14 protein-coding genes are annotated in these 15,447 nt (G+C 67.2%); 5 read left to right on the forward strand and 9 right to left on the reverse strand.

Translation table 11 applies throughout. From position 1 onward, the window contains the following. Positions 1-60: 60 nt before the first annotated feature. The gene (locus ATCM_RS13240; protein ID WP_057633435.1) at positions 61-774 is read right to left on the reverse strand and encodes a response regulator transcription factor; all 714 of its coding nucleotides are present in this window, start codon (positions 772-774) and stop codon (positions 61-63) included. Positions 775-942: 168 nt separating this feature from the next. Between ATCM_RS13240 and ATCM_RS13245 the strand changes: the two genes are divergently transcribed. Further along, positions 943-1,296 carry a DMT family protein gene (locus ATCM_RS13245; protein WP_132864961.1) on the forward strand — a complete coding sequence of 118 codons (354 nt, stop codon included), beginning with the start codon at positions 943-945 and terminating at the stop codon, positions 1,294-1,296. Between the two features lie 106 nt (positions 1,297-1,402). Here ATCM_RS13245 and ATCM_RS13250 read toward each other — a convergent pair whose 3' ends face one another. The 4 genes from ATCM_RS13250 to ATCM_RS13265 all read right to left on the reverse strand — a co-directional run bounded on the left by ATCM_RS13250 (position 1,403) and on the right by ATCM_RS13265 (position 6,163). Continuing rightward, entirely contained in the window at positions 1,403-2,329 is a 927-nt protein-coding gene (locus ATCM_RS13250; protein ID WP_132864962.1) for a DUF6607 family protein, read from the reverse strand. A 111-nt stretch (positions 2,330-2,440) separates the two neighbouring features. Next, positions 2,441-4,648: a TonB-dependent hemoglobin/transferrin/lactoferrin family receptor gene (locus ATCM_RS13255; RefSeq protein ID WP_132864963.1), complete on the reverse strand. Its 2,208-nt coding sequence runs from the start codon at positions 4,646-4,648 to the stop codon at positions 2,441-2,443. Positions 4,649-4,810: 162 nt separating this feature from the next. Beyond that, positions 4,811-5,005: a hemin uptake protein HemP gene (locus ATCM_RS13260; protein WP_132864964.1), complete on the reverse strand. Its 195-nt coding sequence runs from the start codon at positions 5,003-5,005 to the stop codon at positions 4,811-4,813. Positions 5,006-5,191: 186 nt separating this feature from the next. Continuing rightward, on the reverse strand, positions 5,192-6,163 hold the full coding sequence (locus ATCM_RS13265) for an aldo/keto reductase (RefSeq protein WP_132864965.1): 972 nt from the start codon (positions 6,161-6,163) through the stop codon (positions 5,192-5,194). A gap of 199 nt (positions 6,164-6,362) precedes the next feature. Between ATCM_RS13265 and ATCM_RS13270 the strand changes: the two genes are divergently transcribed. The 3 genes from ATCM_RS13270 to dusB all read left to right on the forward strand — a co-directional run bounded on the left by ATCM_RS13270 (position 6,363) and on the right by dusB (position 9,736). After that, on the forward strand, positions 6,363-7,661 hold the full coding sequence (locus ATCM_RS13270) for a nucleoside transporter C-terminal domain-containing protein (protein WP_132864966.1): 1,299 nt from the start codon (positions 6,363-6,365) through the stop codon (positions 7,659-7,661). Positions 7,662-7,691: 30 nt separating this feature from the next. Continuing rightward, on the forward strand, positions 7,692-8,645 hold the full coding sequence (locus ATCM_RS13275) for a ribokinase (RefSeq protein ID WP_132864967.1): 954 nt from the start codon (positions 7,692-7,694) through the stop codon (positions 8,643-8,645). Positions 8,646-8,737: 92 nt separating this feature from the next. After that, on the forward strand, positions 8,738-9,736 hold the full coding sequence (gene dusB / locus ATCM_RS13280) for a tRNA dihydrouridine synthase DusB (protein WP_132864968.1): 999 nt from the start codon (positions 8,738-8,740) through the stop codon (positions 9,734-9,736). A 101-nt stretch (positions 9,737-9,837) separates the two neighbouring features. Here dusB and proP read toward each other — a convergent pair whose 3' ends face one another. From proP to ATCM_RS13300, 4 genes are all read right to left on the reverse strand, one after another. Further along, positions 9,838-11,367: a glycine betaine/L-proline transporter ProP gene (gene proP / locus ATCM_RS13285; RefSeq protein WP_132864969.1), complete on the reverse strand. Its 1,530-nt coding sequence runs from the start codon at positions 11,365-11,367 to the stop codon at positions 9,838-9,840. Between the two features lie 309 nt (positions 11,368-11,676). Then, on the reverse strand, positions 11,677-12,084 hold the full coding sequence (locus ATCM_RS13290) for a DUF2809 domain-containing protein (protein WP_132864970.1): 408 nt from the start codon (positions 12,082-12,084) through the stop codon (positions 11,677-11,679). After that, on the reverse strand, positions 12,081-12,635 hold the full coding sequence (locus tag ATCM_RS13295) for a DUF3228 family protein (protein WP_132864971.1): 555 nt from the start codon (positions 12,633-12,635) through the stop codon (positions 12,081-12,083). The genes ATCM_RS13290 and ATCM_RS13295 overlap by 4 nt, the downstream gene beginning before the upstream one ends. Positions 12,636-12,702: 67 nt before the next feature. Continuing rightward, on the reverse strand, positions 12,703-14,316 hold the full coding sequence (locus tag ATCM_RS13300) for an APC family permease (RefSeq protein WP_132864972.1): 1,614 nt from the start codon (positions 14,314-14,316) through the stop codon (positions 12,703-12,705). Positions 14,317-14,642: 326 nt separating this feature from the next. Here ATCM_RS13300 and ATCM_RS13305 point away from each other — a divergent pair, with 326 nt between their 5' ends. Then, positions 14,643-15,395, forward strand: a complete 753-nt coding sequence (locus ATCM_RS13305; RefSeq protein WP_132864973.1) for a hypothetical protein — start codon at positions 14,643-14,645, stop codon at positions 15,393-15,395. Positions 15,396-15,447 lie beyond the last annotated feature (52 nt).

The following is a 15,447-nucleotide window of genomic DNA, read 5'->3' on the forward strand; positions in this document are numbered from 1 at the left end:
AAGGCCGTCGCGCCCCCAAAGGCGCGACGGCCTGCTCATTGTCCGGTCACCGCATGTGCCTCAGCCCATCGGCTGGCCGATGTCCGCGATGCGGTAACCGGCGCTTTGTACGGTATGCAGCAGCGGGCGATCAAACGGCTTGTCGATGATCTTGCGCAGGTTGTACAGGTGGCTGCGCAGGGTGTCGGAGTCCGGCAGGCCATTGCCCCAGATCTCCCGCTCGATCTCCTGGCGGGTCACCACGCGCGGCGATTCGCGCATCAGGATGGTCAGCAGGCGCAGGCCGATCGGGGAGAGCTGCAGCTCGCTGCCGGCGCGGGTGGCGCGCATGCTGACCGGGTCCAGCACCAGGTCGGCCACTTTCAGCACCTCGGCACCCACCTGGCGACGCTCGCGGCGGATCAACGCACGCAGGCGCGCTTCCAGCTCCTGGATCGCGAAGGGTTTGGTCAGGTAGTCGTCGGCGCCGTATCCCAGCCCGGTGAGCTTGTCGTCCAGCGTGTCGCGCGCGGTCAGCATGAGCACCGGCGTGGACTTGCGTGCCTCGTTGCGCAACCGGCGGCAGACCTCGATGCCGTCCAGCCGTGGCAGCATCAGGTCCAGCACCACCACGTCGTAGCTGTTCTCGGCCGCCAGGCGGTAGCCGTCCAGACCATCGACCGCGTAATCAACCTCAAACCCCTTGCCTTCCAGGTACTCACCGATCATTTCGGAGATGTTGCGGTTGTCTTCGACAACCAGTACCAGGCCGGACGATTCCTTTGTCTGTCGCATGGAGCCTCCTCAGTCTTCAGCTTTGTGAAACATGACGTACCCCGGGTAGATACCGCGTGAAGACGGCATGTGCCAATTGGTTGCTTCGGAAACCATTCGAGCCCGCCGATGAAGGCCGGCTCACGGCCTTCGGCCCTAAGCTATCGGCCCCTCACGACGAATCTGCACATGGCCGCGATGCCTTTCACCGCCTACCTGTACCCGGTGCTGCTGTTGATCGCCAGCAACGTATTCATGACCGTCGCCTGGTACGGCCACCTCAAGTTCAAGACCGCGCCGCTAATGACGGTGATCCTGGTCAGCTGGGGCATCGCCTTCTTCGAGTACTGCCTGCAGGTGCCGGGCAACCGGCTTGGCAGCGCGGTGTATTCCGCGCCGCAGCTCAAGGGCATGCAGGAAGTGATCACCCTGGTGGTGTTCGCGGTGTTCTCGGCCGTGTACCTGGGCCAGCCGCTGAAGTGGAACCATTGGGCCGCGTTCGGCCTGATCGTGGTCGCGGCGCTGTTGATGTTCAAGGAGTAAGGCGCCCCGGACGGCAGGAGCGCCTTCAAGCACGAAGCCGGTACCGCATTGGCCGATGCGATTCCTGCGAGTGCAGGCCTTGCCGGCTTCGCGGCCAGGTCCGCTCCTACGGGGCGGGCTCGACGAACTGCACGAACACCGCGTCGATCTTCGCGGTGTCCACGGCCGCACCGCCCTGCACGGCCTCGGCCTGCTCGAACAGCGGGATGATCATCGCCATGCCGTCCAGCTTGGTCTTCAGGTGCACGCCCGGCGCCTTGTCCAGGTGGGCCGCCCAGCGCTGGCGCACCTGCGCCCAGAAGCCGGCAGTTGCCTTCCAGTAGTCCAGCGCCGGGGTGAAGTCGACCTCGGTGGTCCTGATGTAATCGTTGAAGCCGAACTCGCGGGCGATCTCCACCTGGCTGCCGTCGGTGTTGCGCTGCACCTTGGTGTTGAACTGCTCGTGGGTCCAGCCATTGGGCGTGAGCGTGTGCCGGTTCACCACCGCCAGCGCGTTGTAGTCGCTGCGCCGGGTGTACTCGCGGCGCGGCAGCGGCCGCCAGCTGGTGTCGCTGGTCCAGGTCGGCACGTTGTTGTCATAAGTCCACTTGCCGGTGCCGCAGTAGCGCGGGGCGTCGCTGACTTCGTAGACGCACTGCGTCCAGGCGCCCTGGTTCAACGTGGCATCGACCGGCCGCACCTGCCAGGTCTGATCGGCGCTGAACTCGAAGCGGCTCGGTGCCTGGTACACCCAGTCCTGGCGCCAGTGCTTGGTCACGTGCCCGCTCTTGGCATCGACCAGCAGATGCTGCAGCACGATGCGGGTCGGGCTGTCCTCGACCACCACCACCACCTCATCCCCGCCACTGCGCATGGCCGGCGCACGTTCATAGCCGGGCTTGAGCAGCACGGTCTCGTCGAAGGCGAAATCCACGGTGTACTGGCCCTGCATGGCCAGGATGCTGTCGTGGTCACGGGTGATGCTGGCGGGCGCTGCGCTGGCCAGACCGCTCACGGCGGTCAACAGCAGCAGGCTGGCGGGATGAAACGTCATGAGGCATTCCTCGTACGTGGCGAAGTGGGTGACACGATGAAAGGCGCCTTCCCTGGCCCGGTCGCGTTCCCTCGCACCGGCCCCTGGAGGAACCGGCCTGAAGCGGGAGGGTTACCAGGACACGGCAAGGCTTGCCGACACCGTGCGCCCCGGGTTGCTGAAGCGGTCGACCACCGTGCTGCCGGTGGCCAGCGTGGAGGTGATGCCGGACCAGTCGATGTAGGTGCGGTCGCCCAGGTTGAACACCCCGACGTTGAACGTGGCTCCCGGTGCAAACTGCCAATGCGCCATCAGGTCGAGCACGCCGTAACCAGCCGGGCGGTAGGTGGCGGCACTGGCAACGCGGTCCTTGCGGCGCGCGAACGTGCCGGCCAGTTCCACGCCCCATGCCTGGCGGTCGTACATCAGGCCCAGCGTGCCGCGCAGCGGGTCGACCGAATCCAGCGGCACGTCCTCGGTACGGTTCTGGCCGTGCGACCAAGCCACCGCGCTGCGCAGCGACCAGCCATCCAGCGCGGTGCTGAGCTGGCCGAAGTCCACGCCGGCCTTGAGTTCGGCGCCGTAGATGCGCGCCTCGGAAATGTTCTGCGACTGGAACACCATCAGCCCCTGTGCATTGGTGCCGACGAAGCGCTGTGACTCGATGAAGTCCTTGTAGTCGTTCCAGTAGCCGCTGACGCTGACGTAGGCCACCGGCGCGATGTAGCGCAGGCCCAACTCGACCCCATTGCTGGTTTCCGGCTTGAGGTCCGGGTTGGGGATGGCCGTGTAACCGAACATCACGTTGGTGAAGCCCAGGTTGACGTCGTTGTACGGCGGCGAACGGAAACCGTGCGAATAGCCGGCGAACAGCGACCACTGCTCATCGAAGCGCCACACCATGCCCAGCTTCGGCGAGACGCTGGTCTTGGTGAGCGAAGCCACCGCCATGTCCGGGTTGTCCTCGCGGAAGATACTGTCCAGCTCCGGCGTGAGCCGGTAGTGGTCCACGCGCAGGCCCGGGACCAGCGACAGGCGACCGTCGGCCATGCGCATTTCATCCTGCACGTACAGGCCGAGCTCGGTGGTCTTGCTGACCGGGAAATCACGCACCGGGAACACGTCCGGCAGGATCGTGCTGCTGACCGCGCCGGTCGCCGACACCTGGTAGCCATCGCGCTTCTGGCGGATTTCGGTCCATGCGCCATCGAAACCCCAGGTCAGCGCGTGCTCGATGCCGTTGCCCTGCAGCGTCTTGTTGAACTGTGCCTGTGCGCCGTAGACGCGCTGGTCGAAGTTGAACTGGCGGTGTCGACGGCTGCCGTTGGTACGGCCCTCATCGGTGACCTGGGTGGTCTCGCTGTCCTGGCGGTACACCTGCCAGCTCAGGCTGTCGGCGAAGGCCGCGTCCACCGCATCCATCTCGTGTGCGAACGACACGCGGGCGCGCGTCTGCTTGTCATGCGCGGTCATGCCGGTAGTGGTGCGCGCCGACGGCGTCGGGTGGGTGTCGTTGACCGCCGAGAAGACATCGGTATCGGTGATGTCCTCGTTGCCCTCCACGGTCAACCGGAAGCGCTGGCTTTGATCCGGCGCATAGACCAGCTTGGACAGCACGCTGCGGCCATCGCGCTCCTGCGGATTGGCGGCGGTGCGCGTGTAGTCCTGGCTGCGCACGGTGCCTTTGTTGTCGGTTTCCTGGCCCTGGCGGTGGTTGACGTTGACCATGCCGCTCCAGTGCTCGCCACCGAAGGCGGTGGTCACGCTGCCGAGCAGGCCTTTCCAGTCCCCGTCGTAGCCGAACTTCAGGCCGACGTAGCTGTCCTTGCCGTCCTTCAGGTAGTCCGCCGGGTCCTTGGTGACGAAGGCGACCACGCCACCGAGCGCATCGGAGCCATACAGCGAACTGGCCGGGCCACGCACGATCTCGACCCGCTTGAGGGTCTCCAGGTCGGTGAAGTCGCGGTTGGCACTGGCGAAGCTGCCGATCAGGAAGCTCTTGGGCATGCTGATGCCATCGGTCTGGATCAGCACGCGGTTGCCGTCCAGGCCGCGGATACGGAAGCCGCCCAGGCCGAAGCGGGTCGCGCTGCGGGTCACCGAGATGCCCGGCTCGTAGCGGACCAGGTCGCCGATGTCATGCACCAGTTGCCGGTCCAGCTGCTCGCGGTCGATCACGTCCACCGTGGCCGCCACGTCGCTGACCGCGCGCTCGGTGCGGGTCGCGGTGACCTGGACGCGGTCGAAGTCGCGGGTGTCGGCGGGCGCGCTCGCACTTTCGGCATGCGCGGAAGGCAACACCGCCCACAGGGCGGCGCTCAACAGGGTTGGACGGATCATGGGAACCTGGAGGCGTTCGGGAAACAGAACCTTGGCGATGCGACCGGATTGCCAGGCAATCCGGTCGCGGCCAAGGGGGAGAGAGAGGTGGATCGGGCCAGCCGGGCGTGGGAGGGGAACGCCGCCGGCAGGCGGGCGGCGGCAGGCCGCCGCGACCAAGGCTTACTTGGTGAGGATCAACTTGTCGTTGCTGGTATGGCGCAGGCGATAGAACTTGTCGCCGTGCTGGATGACGATTTCACGCTGGCCCTTGAGCAGGGCGCCGCTGTCGATGACGCCCTCGGGCGACAACAGCTGCACCGGACGCTGCGGCAGGTGGAGGGTGCGGGGACGGAGCAGGACAGGCTGGGCGGACATCATCGTGGTTCCGTGCTGGGGACGGAGTTGATGATAATGATTCTCAATACCAATGCAAGACCCATTCTCAAAAACTTTCCAGAGAATGGCAGCGACGGACACCTCGCCCTCCCCGCGACGCCCCGGCCGCAACCGGGACGCCTTGCGCTTCATTGAAGGTCTACGGCGGCACCAGACCCGCCAGGGTCAGGCGAAGATCGCCTCGATACGCTGCCAGGCGGCCTCGTCCACGCGTTCCAGCACGTCCAGCGCGCGCAGGTTCTCCTGCAGCTGCGACACCCGGCTGGCGCCCAGGATCACGCTCGATACCCGCCGGTTGCGCAGGCACCAGGCGATGGCCAGCTGCGCGGGCGACTCGCCCAGCTCCGCCGCCACGGCGCTGAAGCGGCGCACCTTGCCCAGCCGGTCGTCGGCCGGCTCGCCCAGCACCGCATCCTGCAGCCAGCCCAGCGACGGCTGGCCGAGCCGCGAATCGGCCGCGATGCCGTCGTTGTACTTGCCGGTCAGCAGGCCGGAGGCCAGCGGCGACCAGATGGTGGTACCCAACCCGGCATCGGCGTACAGCGGCGCGTACTCGCGCTCGACCCGCTCGCGGTGCAACAGGTTGTACTGCGGCTGTTCCATGCTCGGCGCATACAGGTGGTTGGCGCGGGCGAAGGCCACCGCCTCGGCGATCTGCGCGCCCGACCATTCGGAGGTACCCCAGTACAGCACCTTGCCCTGCCGGACCAGCGTGTCCATGGCCAGCACGGTCTCGCTGATCGGGGTCTCCGGGTCCGGGCGGTGGCAGTAGTACAGGTCCAGGTAGTCCACCCGCAGGCGCTTGAGCGCGGCGTGGCAGGCGTCGGTGACGTGCTTGCGCGACAGCCCGCGCTGGGTGGGCGCCGGCTCCTCGGCCGAACCGAAGAACACCTTGCTGGACACGCAATAGCCATCACGCGGCAGGCGCAGGTCGGCGATCACGTCCCCCATCACCTGTTCGGCACGGCCCTTGGCATAGCCCTCGGCGTTGTCGAAGAAGTTGACGCCGTTGTCCCAGGCCGCGGCGATCAGGTTGCGGGACTCATCCCGGCCGATCTGGCTGCCGAAGGTCACCCACGCACCGAAGGACAGTGCGGAAAGCTGCAGGCCGGATGACCCGAGGCGACGGTATTGCATGGCTGGCTCCTGGTTTGCGGTCCGCGGCTGGCGCAGACGGGGGGCCAGTGTAACCGCCGGCCCTGGCCCGGCAGGGCCCCGGACCTTGCCGATACCGGCGCAATCGCGGCCGTTGGGCGCATATGGGCCAGTGATTCTTGCTCGGCATAGGCCGCTGCACTAGGCTTGCGTCTTTTGCGGGCATGCCCGGGGATTCATCATGGTCGAAGGTTTGGGCAGGATCGGCTTCGGCCTGTTCGGCTTGGCGGTGCTGCTCGGCATCGCCTGGCTGTTTTCCAACAACAAGAAGGCGGTGGACTGGAAGCTGATCGGCACGGGCATCACCCTGCAGGTCGCCTTCGCCGCGCTGGTGCTGCTGGTCCCCGGCGGCCGTGACGTGTTCGACTGGCTGGGCCAGGGCTTCGTCAAGATCCTGAGCTTCGTCAATGAAGGCTCCAACTTCATTTTCGGCAGCCTGATGGACGTGCCCAAGTACGGCTTCATCTTCGCCTTCCAGGTGCTGCCGACCATCATCTTCTTCTCGGCGCTGATGGGCGTGATGTACCACCTGGGCGTGATGCAGGCCATCGTCAAGGTCATGGCCTGGGCCATCACCAAGGTGATGCGCGTGTCCGGCGCCGAGACCACCAGCGTCTGCGCCAGCGTGTTCATCGGCCAGACCGAGGCGCCGCTGACCGTGCGCCCGTACATCTCCAAGATGACCCAGTCCGAGCTGATCACCATGATGATCGGCGGCATGGCCCACATCGCCGGCGGCGTGCTGGCGGCCTACGTGGGCATGCTCGGCGGCGGCGACCCGGTCGCCCAGGCCTTCTACGCCAAGCACCTGCTGGCCGCCTCGATCATGGCCGCCCCGGCCACGCTGGTGATCGCCAAGCTGCTGGTGCCGGAAACCGGCACCCCGCTGACCCGTGGCACGGTGAAGATGGAAGTGGAGAAAACCTCCTCCAACATCATCGATGCCGCCGCCGGCGGCGCGGCCGACGGCCTCAAGCTGGCCCTGAACATCGGCGCCATGCTGCTGGCCTTCATCGCCCTGATCGCCCTGCTCAACGCCCCGCTGACCTGGCTGGGCGAGGTCACCGGCCTGGCCGGCGCACTCGGCAAGCCGACCAACCTGGCCACCATCTTCGGCTACGTGCTGGCCCCGATCGCCTGGGTCATCGGCACCCCGTGGGCCGACGCCACCACGGTCGGCTCGCTGATCGGCCAGAAGCTGGTGATCAACGAGTTCGTGGCCTACATGGACCTGTCCAAGATCATCAACGGCCAGGTGCCGGGCGTGTCGCTGAGCGCCGAAGGCAGCCTGATCGCCACCTATGCACTGTGCGGCTTCGCCAACTTCAGCTCGATTGCCATCCAGCTGGGCGGCATTGGCGGCCTGGCCCCGGACCGCCGCCAGGATCTGGCCAAGTTCGGCCTGCGTGCCGTGCTGGGCGGCACCATCGCCACCCTGATGACCGCTACCATCGCCGGCGTGCTGACCCATTTCGGCTGATCCATCAGCCACCTTAGAGACGTAGATTCCATGAGTTCTGTTGTCGTTGCCGGTTCCTTCAATGTCGACCACGTCTGGCGCTGCGATGCCCTGCCCGCGCCGGGGGCGACCATTGCCGGTCGTTACAGCACCGGTCCCGGTGGCAAGGGCTTCAACCAGGCCGTCGCCGCGCGCCGTGCCGGCGCCGCCACCCACTTCCTCTGCGCGCTCGGCGATGACGCAGGCGGTGCCCTGGCCCGCCAGCTGGCCGGCGCCGACGGCATCGAACTGGTGGCCGAGGCCAGCAGCGAACCGACCGGCACCGCGGGCATCTACGTCGACGCCCGCGGCCGCAACTCGATCGTGATCGGCGCTGGCGCCAACGCTTCGCTGAGCCAGACGTTCATGGAGGCCAACGCCGCCCTGATCGGTGGCGCCAAGGTGTTGCTGGCGCAGCTGGAATCGCCGGTGGAGTCGATCGAGAAGGCGCTGGGCCTGGCCCGCGAGGCCGGCGTGCTGACCATGCTCAACGCCGCCCCGGCCAATGCGCATTCGACCATCGGCCTGCTCAAGCTGGCCGACGTGCTGACCCCGAATGAAACCGAGTTCGCCGCCCTGCTCGGCCGCCATGTCGGCGAGCGCGTGGAGGCCGACGACGTGGCCGCGCTGGACGGCGCCAGCCTGCACGCGCTGTGCCGCAAGCTGTCCGGCAACACCGTGGTGGTGACGCTCGGCGCGGTGGGCGTATTCGTCTCGCACGACGAGGACCGCCTGCGTGGCGACGCCCAGCCGTACTACCGCGTGGCCGCCGAGTCGGTGCAGGTGGTGGACACCACCGGTGCCGGCGATGCCTTCAACGGTGCCCTGGCCGCCTCGCTGGCCCATGCCCCGGAAGCGGCCTTCATCAAGCACGTGCGCTTCGCCAACCAGTACGCCGCCCGCTCCACCGAGCACGAGGGCGCCGCCCTGTCGATGCCGCGCATGACCCCGGCCGACGCCGCCTGAGTCATCGCTCCCCGCTGGACCGCTGACGGCCCGGTAACGGGCCGTCATGCCGTTCAGGCACCGCCCCGCAGCCGGGCAACTAGAATATGCAGATGCAGATCGGCCCCTACACCATCGCCCCGAACGTGGTGCTCGCCCCCATGGCGGGCGTCACCGACAAACCGTTCCGCCAGCTGTGCAAGCGGCTGGGCGCAGGCTTGGCCGCATCGGAAATGACCATCAGCGACCCACGCTTCTGGAACACCCGCAAGTCCATCCACCGCATGGACCATGCCGGCGAGCCGGCACCGATCAGCGTGCAGATCGCCGGCACCGAGCCGCAGCAGCTGGCCGAGGCGGCCCGCTACAACGTCGACCACGGCGCGCAGATCATCGACATCAACATGGGCTGCCCGGCCAAGAAGGTCTGCAACGCCTGGGCCGGTTCGGCGTTGATGCGCGACGAGGCGCTGGTGGCGCGCATCCTCGACGCGGTGGTCAAGGCCGTCGAGGTGCCGGTGACGCTGAAGATCCGTACCGGCTGGTGCGCGGACGTGCGCAACGCGCCGACCATCGCGCGCATCGCCGAGGACAGCGGCATCGCCGCGCTGGCCGTGCACGGCCGCACCCGCGACCAGCATTACACCGGCGTGGCCGAGTACGACACCATCGCCGGCATCAAGGCGATGCTGCGCATCCCGGTGCTGGCCAACGGCGACATCGATTCACCCCGGAAGGCCGAGCAGGTGCTCAGGCACACTGGCGCCGACGCGGTGATGGTCGGCCGCGCCGCGCAGGGCCGGCCGTGGATCTTCCGCGAGATCGCGCATTACCTGGCGACCGGCGAGCAGTTGCCGCCGCCGTCGCTGCAGGAAGTACGCGACATCCTGATCGGCCACCTCAACGACCTGCACGCCTTCTACGGCGAGCCGCAAGGCGTGCGCATCGCGCGCAAGCACCTGGGTTGGTACGCCAAGGACCGCCCCGAGAACGCGGCGTTCCGCGCCGTGGTCAATGCCGCCGAAAGCGCCGAGGCGCAGCTGCGGCTCACCGGCGACTATTTCGACGCCCTGATCGCCGGTGAAGTGCCGGCGCTTTCACCGGCTGCCTGAGCGCCAGGCGGCAAACCCGAAGCACGCTCCCGGTAGCGGTTCCGCAGGCGGCACCGGGAACGCAACGCCCGCCGTAATGGCGGGCGTTGTGGTTCAGGACCTCACACCAGATCCGGATGCCGGTCCACCAGCACCTGCTTGCGTTGCTGCAGGTCGTCGATCTTCGCCTGCAGCCCCTCGATCTGTACATCCAGGTCGCCGACGCTGGCCTCGATGTGATCGTAGGCCTGCTGCAGCAGCTCGCGCGCCTCGCGGCGGCTGGAGGCATTGGGCGTATCCCCGCGCAACGGGCGGTTGGCGGTCTCGCGCATCAGCCAGGCCGTGAGCAGCCCCACCAGCGCCACCGCCATCAGGTAGTAGGCCGGCATCATCAGGTCGCCGGTGACCTCCACCAGCCAGGCGGCCGCGGTCGGGGTCACACCGCAGATGATCACCGAGATGTTGAACGCCGTGGCCAGCGCGCTGTAACGCACGCGGGTCGGGAACATCGCCGGCAAGGTTGAAGCCATCACGCCGATCAGGCAGTTCAGCAACACCGCCAGCAACAACAGGCCCACGAAGATCAGGCCGATGTTGCCGCTGGTGATCAGGTGGAAGGCCGGCACCGCACCCACCAGCAGGCCGAGGCTGCCGGCGGCGATGAACGGACGACGGCCGACGCGGTCGCTGGCCCACCCCACCACCGGCTGCACGAACAGCATGCCGATCATCACCACGATGATGATCAGCACGCCGTGGTCCTCGGAGTAGTGCAGGTTGTGCGACAGGTAGGTCGGCATGTACGTCAGCAGCATGTAGTAGGTGACGTTGGTGACCAGCACGATTCCCACGCAGGCCAGCAACGAGCGCCAGTACCTGCCCACGATCTCCTTGAAGGAAATGCGCGGGGCGCTGCCCACCGCATCCTGGTCTTCCTTCTCCATGCGCTCCAGCTGCTCGGTGAAGGCCGGCGTTTCCTCGGCGGCGTGACGCAGGTACAGGCCGATCAGGCCCAGCGGCGCGGCCAGGAAGAACGGCACGCGCCAGCCCCATTCCAGAAAACGCGCTTCGCCGAGGATGCTGCTCAGCACCACCACCACGCCGGCGCCGAGCACGAAGCCGGCGATCGAGCCGAAGTCCAGCCAGCTGCTGAGGAAGCCGCGCTTGCGGTCCGGCGCGAACTCGGCGACGAACACCGCCGCGCCGGTGTACTCGCCACCTACCGAGAAGCCCTGCGCCAGCTTGCACAGCAACAGCAGGATCGGCGCGAGCAGGCCGATGCTGTCGTACGAGGGGATCAGGCCAATGCAGAACGTACTGACCGCCATCAGGATGATGGTGGCCGACAGCACCTTCTGCCGCCCGAACCGGTCACCCATCACGCCGAAGAACACGCCGCCCAGCGGACGCACCAGGAACGGCACCGAGAACGTCGCCAGCGCGGCGATGGTCTGCACGCTGGGCGAGGCTTCCGGGAAGAACACCTTGCCAAGTGCAAAGGCGACAAAACCGTAGACACCGAAATCAAACCACTCCATCGCGTTGCCCAACGCGGCGGCGGTGACGGCTTTCTTGACTTTGCCCTTGTCGATGACGGTGATGTCGTCGATCTGGAGCGGTTCATTGCGAATAGTGGAATCACCTGCAGACATACAGGACCAGTCCTCCCGTTACTGAGTGGGATACGTGCAGGCCCGGGCACGGAACGTCCGGCGCAGGCCGTGATGCGCACGAGTGAATGACCCGCGGCATGCGGCCACGGGAACGGTCGGGGACAGAAAGAACCGGGAACCAGGCCCGGAAAGGCGGAATGCCAGCTGTCCGGATGGCCGGGAGACAATTCCCCTGCGCGGTGCGCGCCGGCCATCAAGCTGGACTACTTTACGCCAGTGCCCGTTAAGCGCATCTAAAGGTCGCCCGGACGCGCATTCATGCAATACAGGGACGCGAAACTGCGGCGATCAGCGCCGAAACAACACCACCACCCCGGCCGTTGCAAGGCAGCCGACGGCATAACAGGCCACGTCTGCCCACGAGAACGTATTGCCGATCACCGTGTACATCAGGTCACCGCGCACGAATCCCAGCCGCTCGGCGACGGTGAAATACTGCGCGAACTCGATGCTGCAGGCGAAGGCGAACACCGCCAGCAGCAGTGCCAGGTCGTTGACCCGCACCACGCTGCGTACCGCCGCGTAGATCAGCACCACGACCAGCACGTCCCCCAGGTAGGCGCGGATCCACGACACATGCGGCAGGCGCGTGGCGATGATCACTTCCAGCGCGAACAGCAGCAACGCCAGCAGGAAGAAGCCCGCGCTGAAACGCAACGACGACGCCCGACGCGCCCGCGGCAGGCCGGTACTCATCGCCAGTTCGCGTTGTCTTCCCAGAACGCGACGGCGCGCTGGTACGCGGCGCGGTCGATCGGCACGCCCGAGCCACCCTCCTCCACGCCCAATGCGTTGCGCATCATCGTGATCGGCGCCATCGGGATCTCTTCCGGCGTGGCCGTGTACAGGCAACCGACCACGCCCCAGTCGGCTTCGATCGGCGCGCCTTCCTTCTGCAACTGCTCGCGGCTGTACAGGATCACCACCAGGTACTCGGCCACCGGCGGTTCGACGCCCTCGAACCAGCGCACCAGCACCGGCAGTTCCTCGCGCGTGCGTGCTTCATAGCCCGAACGCAGCAGGTGGCGGTTGTCGTCGGTGACCGGCACCGTCAGGCAGCGCGTGCCGGTCCAGTTGCGGTACACGTGCAGCTTGCAGAACGGCGCATAGCCGTCCAGCACGCGTTCGGCCGCGTGCGTGTTCAGGTGCTGCTCGAATTCCTCGGCGGTGCAGTCACGGATGGTGTTGGGGCGCGGCGTGCGCGGGAACAGGCGGGTACGGGCGAACGGCGTGAGGAAGATCGACATGGGTGAACCTGTGGAAAGCTGCGCCCATTGTCGGTGATACGACCACGCCGCGGGGACACCCGCCAGCTCAACCGTGTGCGCGTGCCTCGTGCTCGGCGACTTCCACCGAGGGCGTGCGCCAGCCCGACTTCACGCCCCACACGTAGAACACGATGCCGATCGCGGCCACCAGCACCAGGTCCCAGCCGTACGGCAGCAGGCCCCGCCCACCGAAGGTGGTGCTGCCCAGCCATGACACCAGCGCCAGCATCGGCAGGTAGCAGACCAGCCACAGCGCGCCCTTGAACTGGCGGCCGAAGTCATGCCAGCCGATCTTGCGCTGGTAATGGAAGTACACCGGCAGCGCCACCACCATCAGCAGGATGATCTGCCCGGTCAGCGGCCAGCGCGCCCAGTACAGCAGCTCGGTGGCCATCACGAATGCCACCCCGGCCAGCAACGGCAGCGCGAGCACGCGCAGCGGCCGGTGCAGGCCCGGCGCGGTGCGACGCAGCGACATCGCGCTGATCGGACCGGTCATGTACGAGATCACCGTCGCCACCGAGATCACCGCCGCCAGCGTGCCCCAGCCACGGAAGAAGAACAGGAACAGGAACGACACCGCCAGGTTCACCCACATCGCCGGGCGTGGCACGCCCCAGCGCGGATGGATGCGCCCCAGTGCCTGCGGCGCGGTGCCATTCTGCTGCATGCCGTAGAGCATGCGCGCGGTGGTGGCGGTATAGGTCATGCCGGTGCCGCTGGGGCTGACGAAGGCATCGACGTACAGCAGCATCGCCAGCCACTGCAGGTTGGCCAGCAACGCCAGCTGCGCGAACGGCGAACGGAAATCGACACCGTGCCAGCCAGCCTTTTCCAGCATCTGCGGCGGTACCGCACCGAGGTAGGCTACCTGCAGCAACACATAGACCACGGTGGCCAGCAGGATCGATCCCACCACCGCCATCGGGATGCTGCGCCCCGGGTTGCGCGCTTCACCGGCCAGGTTCACCGGGCTCTGGAAGCCATTGAAGCTGAAGACGATGCCGGCCGTCGCGATCGCGGTCAGCACCGCGGCGAAATCCAGCGTCGGGCTGCCGGCCCCGTGTAGCCCCACCGAGAAATTCTCGTGGTGGAAGCCACTGGCGATCAGTGCCACCGCGGTCAGGGTCGGCACCACCAGCTTGAACACGGTGATGGCGCTGTTGGAGCGCGCGAACAGCTTCACGCTCCAGAAGTTGATCAGGAAGTAGACCACCACCAGCACCGCCGAGATCAGCAGGCCCGCCGTGGTCAGCTCGCCATGCCCGTCGGGCATCTGCACGTACATGTCCTGGGCCCATTGCCACGGCCACGACGCCATGTACTGCACCGAGGCCTCGGCCTCGACCGGGATCACCGAGACGATGGCGATCCAGTTCGCCCAGGCGGCGATGAAACCCACCAGCGACCCGTGCGAGTAGTGGCTGTAGCGCACCATGCCGCCGGACTCGGGGAACATCGCGCCCAGCTCGGCATAGGTCAGGGCGATGGTCAGGATGATCGCCGCGCCCAGGATCCACGCCCAGATCGCCCCCGGGCCCGCCAGCCCCGCCGCGCGCCAGGCGCCGAACAGCCACCCCGAACCGATGATCGAGCCCAGGCCGGTCAGCATCAGGGCAATGGGGCCGACGTCGCGGCGGATGGCACTGGACGTGTTCATGCGGGTTCCCGGGAAACTGCAGTGGCAACGGAAAGGAAGGTCGATCATCGCAAAGCCCGGCGGGCAGACACCTGCCATCGGTCGTGGTCAGCCAGCTACCGCCACAACCGGCACAACCGGTGAACCCGGGCAGCGCAGTCATGCGCCTGTCCGGGACGCAATGCAAGCCGAAGCCGCCGACCGCGGCCGCTCCGGGGAGGGCCGGGCCGCGCGCCCGACGCCCCGGATGCCGGCAACTGGCCGGTGCATGAACAGCCGCCCCGGCTACGACGTGGCTCCGACACGCTCGCTCCGAAGGTAGGCCATCCCCGTCCATGACCCGCGCCATGTCGACCACGCACACGCTCAGCAAGGTCCCCGCCGTCACCCTCGGTTTCTGGCTGGTCAAGATCCTCGCCACCACGCTGGGCGAGGTCGGCGGCGACGCGGTCACCCTGTCGATGGGACTGGGCTACCTGGTCGGTACCGCGCTGTTTGCCGGCGTGTTCGTCATCGCGGTCAGTGCGCAGATCCGCAGCCGCCACTTCCAGCCCTGGCTGTACTGGTTCGCCATCGTCGCCAGCACCACCGTGGGCACCACCCTGGCCGACTACGTCGACCGCTCGCTGGGCATCGGCTACAGCGGTGGCAGCGCGCTGCTGCTGGCCCTGCTGTTGGCCACGCTGTGGCTGTGGAAACGCAGCACCGGCAGCATCGCGGTGGCCAGCATCACCCAACCGCGCAGTGAGTTCTTCTACTGGCTGACCATCACCTTCTCGCAGACCCTGGGCACCGCGCTGGGCGACTGGGCCGCCGATACCCAGGGATTGGGGTATGGCGGTGGCATCGCCCTGTTCGGCGGTCTGCTGGCACTGGTCGCGGTACTGTACCTGACCACCCGCACCTCGCGCACCGCCCTGTTCTGGACGGCCTTCATCCTGACCCGGCCGCTGGGCGCGGTGGTTGGCGACTTCCTGGACAAGCCACTGGACCACGGCGGCCTGGCCCTGAGCCGCTACGCCGGCACGGCGGTGCTGCTGGTCGCCATCGTCGCCTGCATCGCGCTGCTGCCACAGCGGGCCGCGCGGCGCGCGCACTGATCCGGGGCGGTCACGCCTGAAACATTTGCACATCCATCTTGATGGAGAGATA

Origin of the sequence: Stenotrophomonas sp. ATCM1_4 (assembly GCF_004348115.1) — a bacterium.
Taxonomy (GTDB): Bacteria; Pseudomonadota; Gammaproteobacteria; order Xanthomonadales; family Xanthomonadaceae; genus Stenotrophomonas; species Stenotrophomonas capsici.

Coding starts and splice junctions, on each gene's coding strand:
- dusB (WP_132864968.1), top strand. CDS start 8,738: ATGCAGATCGGCCCCTACACCATCGCCCCGAACGTGGTGCTCGCCCCC.
- ATCM_RS13305 (WP_132864973.1), top strand. CDS start 14,643: ATGTCGACCACGCACACGCTCAGCAAGGTCCCCGCCGTCACCCTCGGT.
- ATCM_RS13260 (WP_132864964.1), bottom strand. CDS start 5,005: ATGTCCGCCCAGCCTGTCCTGCTCCGTCCCCGCACCCTCCACCTGCCG.
- ATCM_RS13300 (WP_132864972.1), bottom strand. CDS start 14,316: ATGAACACGTCCAGTGCCATCCGCCGCGACGTCGGCCCCATTGCCCTG.
- ATCM_RS13290 (WP_132864970.1), bottom strand. CDS start 12,084: ATGAGTACCGGCCTGCCGCGGGCGCGTCGGGCGTCGTCGTTGCGTTTC.
- ATCM_RS13255 (WP_132864963.1), bottom strand. CDS start 4,648: ATGATCCGTCCAACCCTGTTGAGCGCCGCCCTGTGGGCGGTGTTGCCT.
- ATCM_RS13250 (WP_132864962.1), bottom strand. CDS start 2,329: ATGACGTTTCATCCCGCCAGCCTGCTGCTGTTGACCGCCGTGAGCGGT.
- proP (WP_132864969.1), bottom strand. CDS start 11,367: ATGTCTGCAGGTGATTCCACTATTCGCAATGAACCGCTCCAGATCGAC.
- ATCM_RS13245 (WP_132864961.1), top strand. CDS start 943: ATGGCCGCGATGCCTTTCACCGCCTACCTGTACCCGGTGCTGCTGTTG.
- ATCM_RS13240 (WP_057633435.1), bottom strand. CDS start 774: ATGCGACAGACAAAGGAATCGTCCGGCCTGGTACTGGTTGTCGAAGAC.
- ATCM_RS13265 (WP_132864965.1), bottom strand. CDS start 6,163: ATGCAATACCGTCGCCTCGGGTCATCCGGCCTGCAGCTTTCCGCACTG.
- ATCM_RS13275 (WP_132864967.1), top strand. CDS start 7,692: ATGAGTTCTGTTGTCGTTGCCGGTTCCTTCAATGTCGACCACGTCTGG.
- ATCM_RS13295 (WP_132864971.1), bottom strand. CDS start 12,635: ATGTCGATCTTCCTCACGCCGTTCGCCCGTACCCGCCTGTTCCCGCGC.
- ATCM_RS13270 (WP_132864966.1), top strand. CDS start 6,363: ATGGTCGAAGGTTTGGGCAGGATCGGCTTCGGCCTGTTCGGCTTGGCG.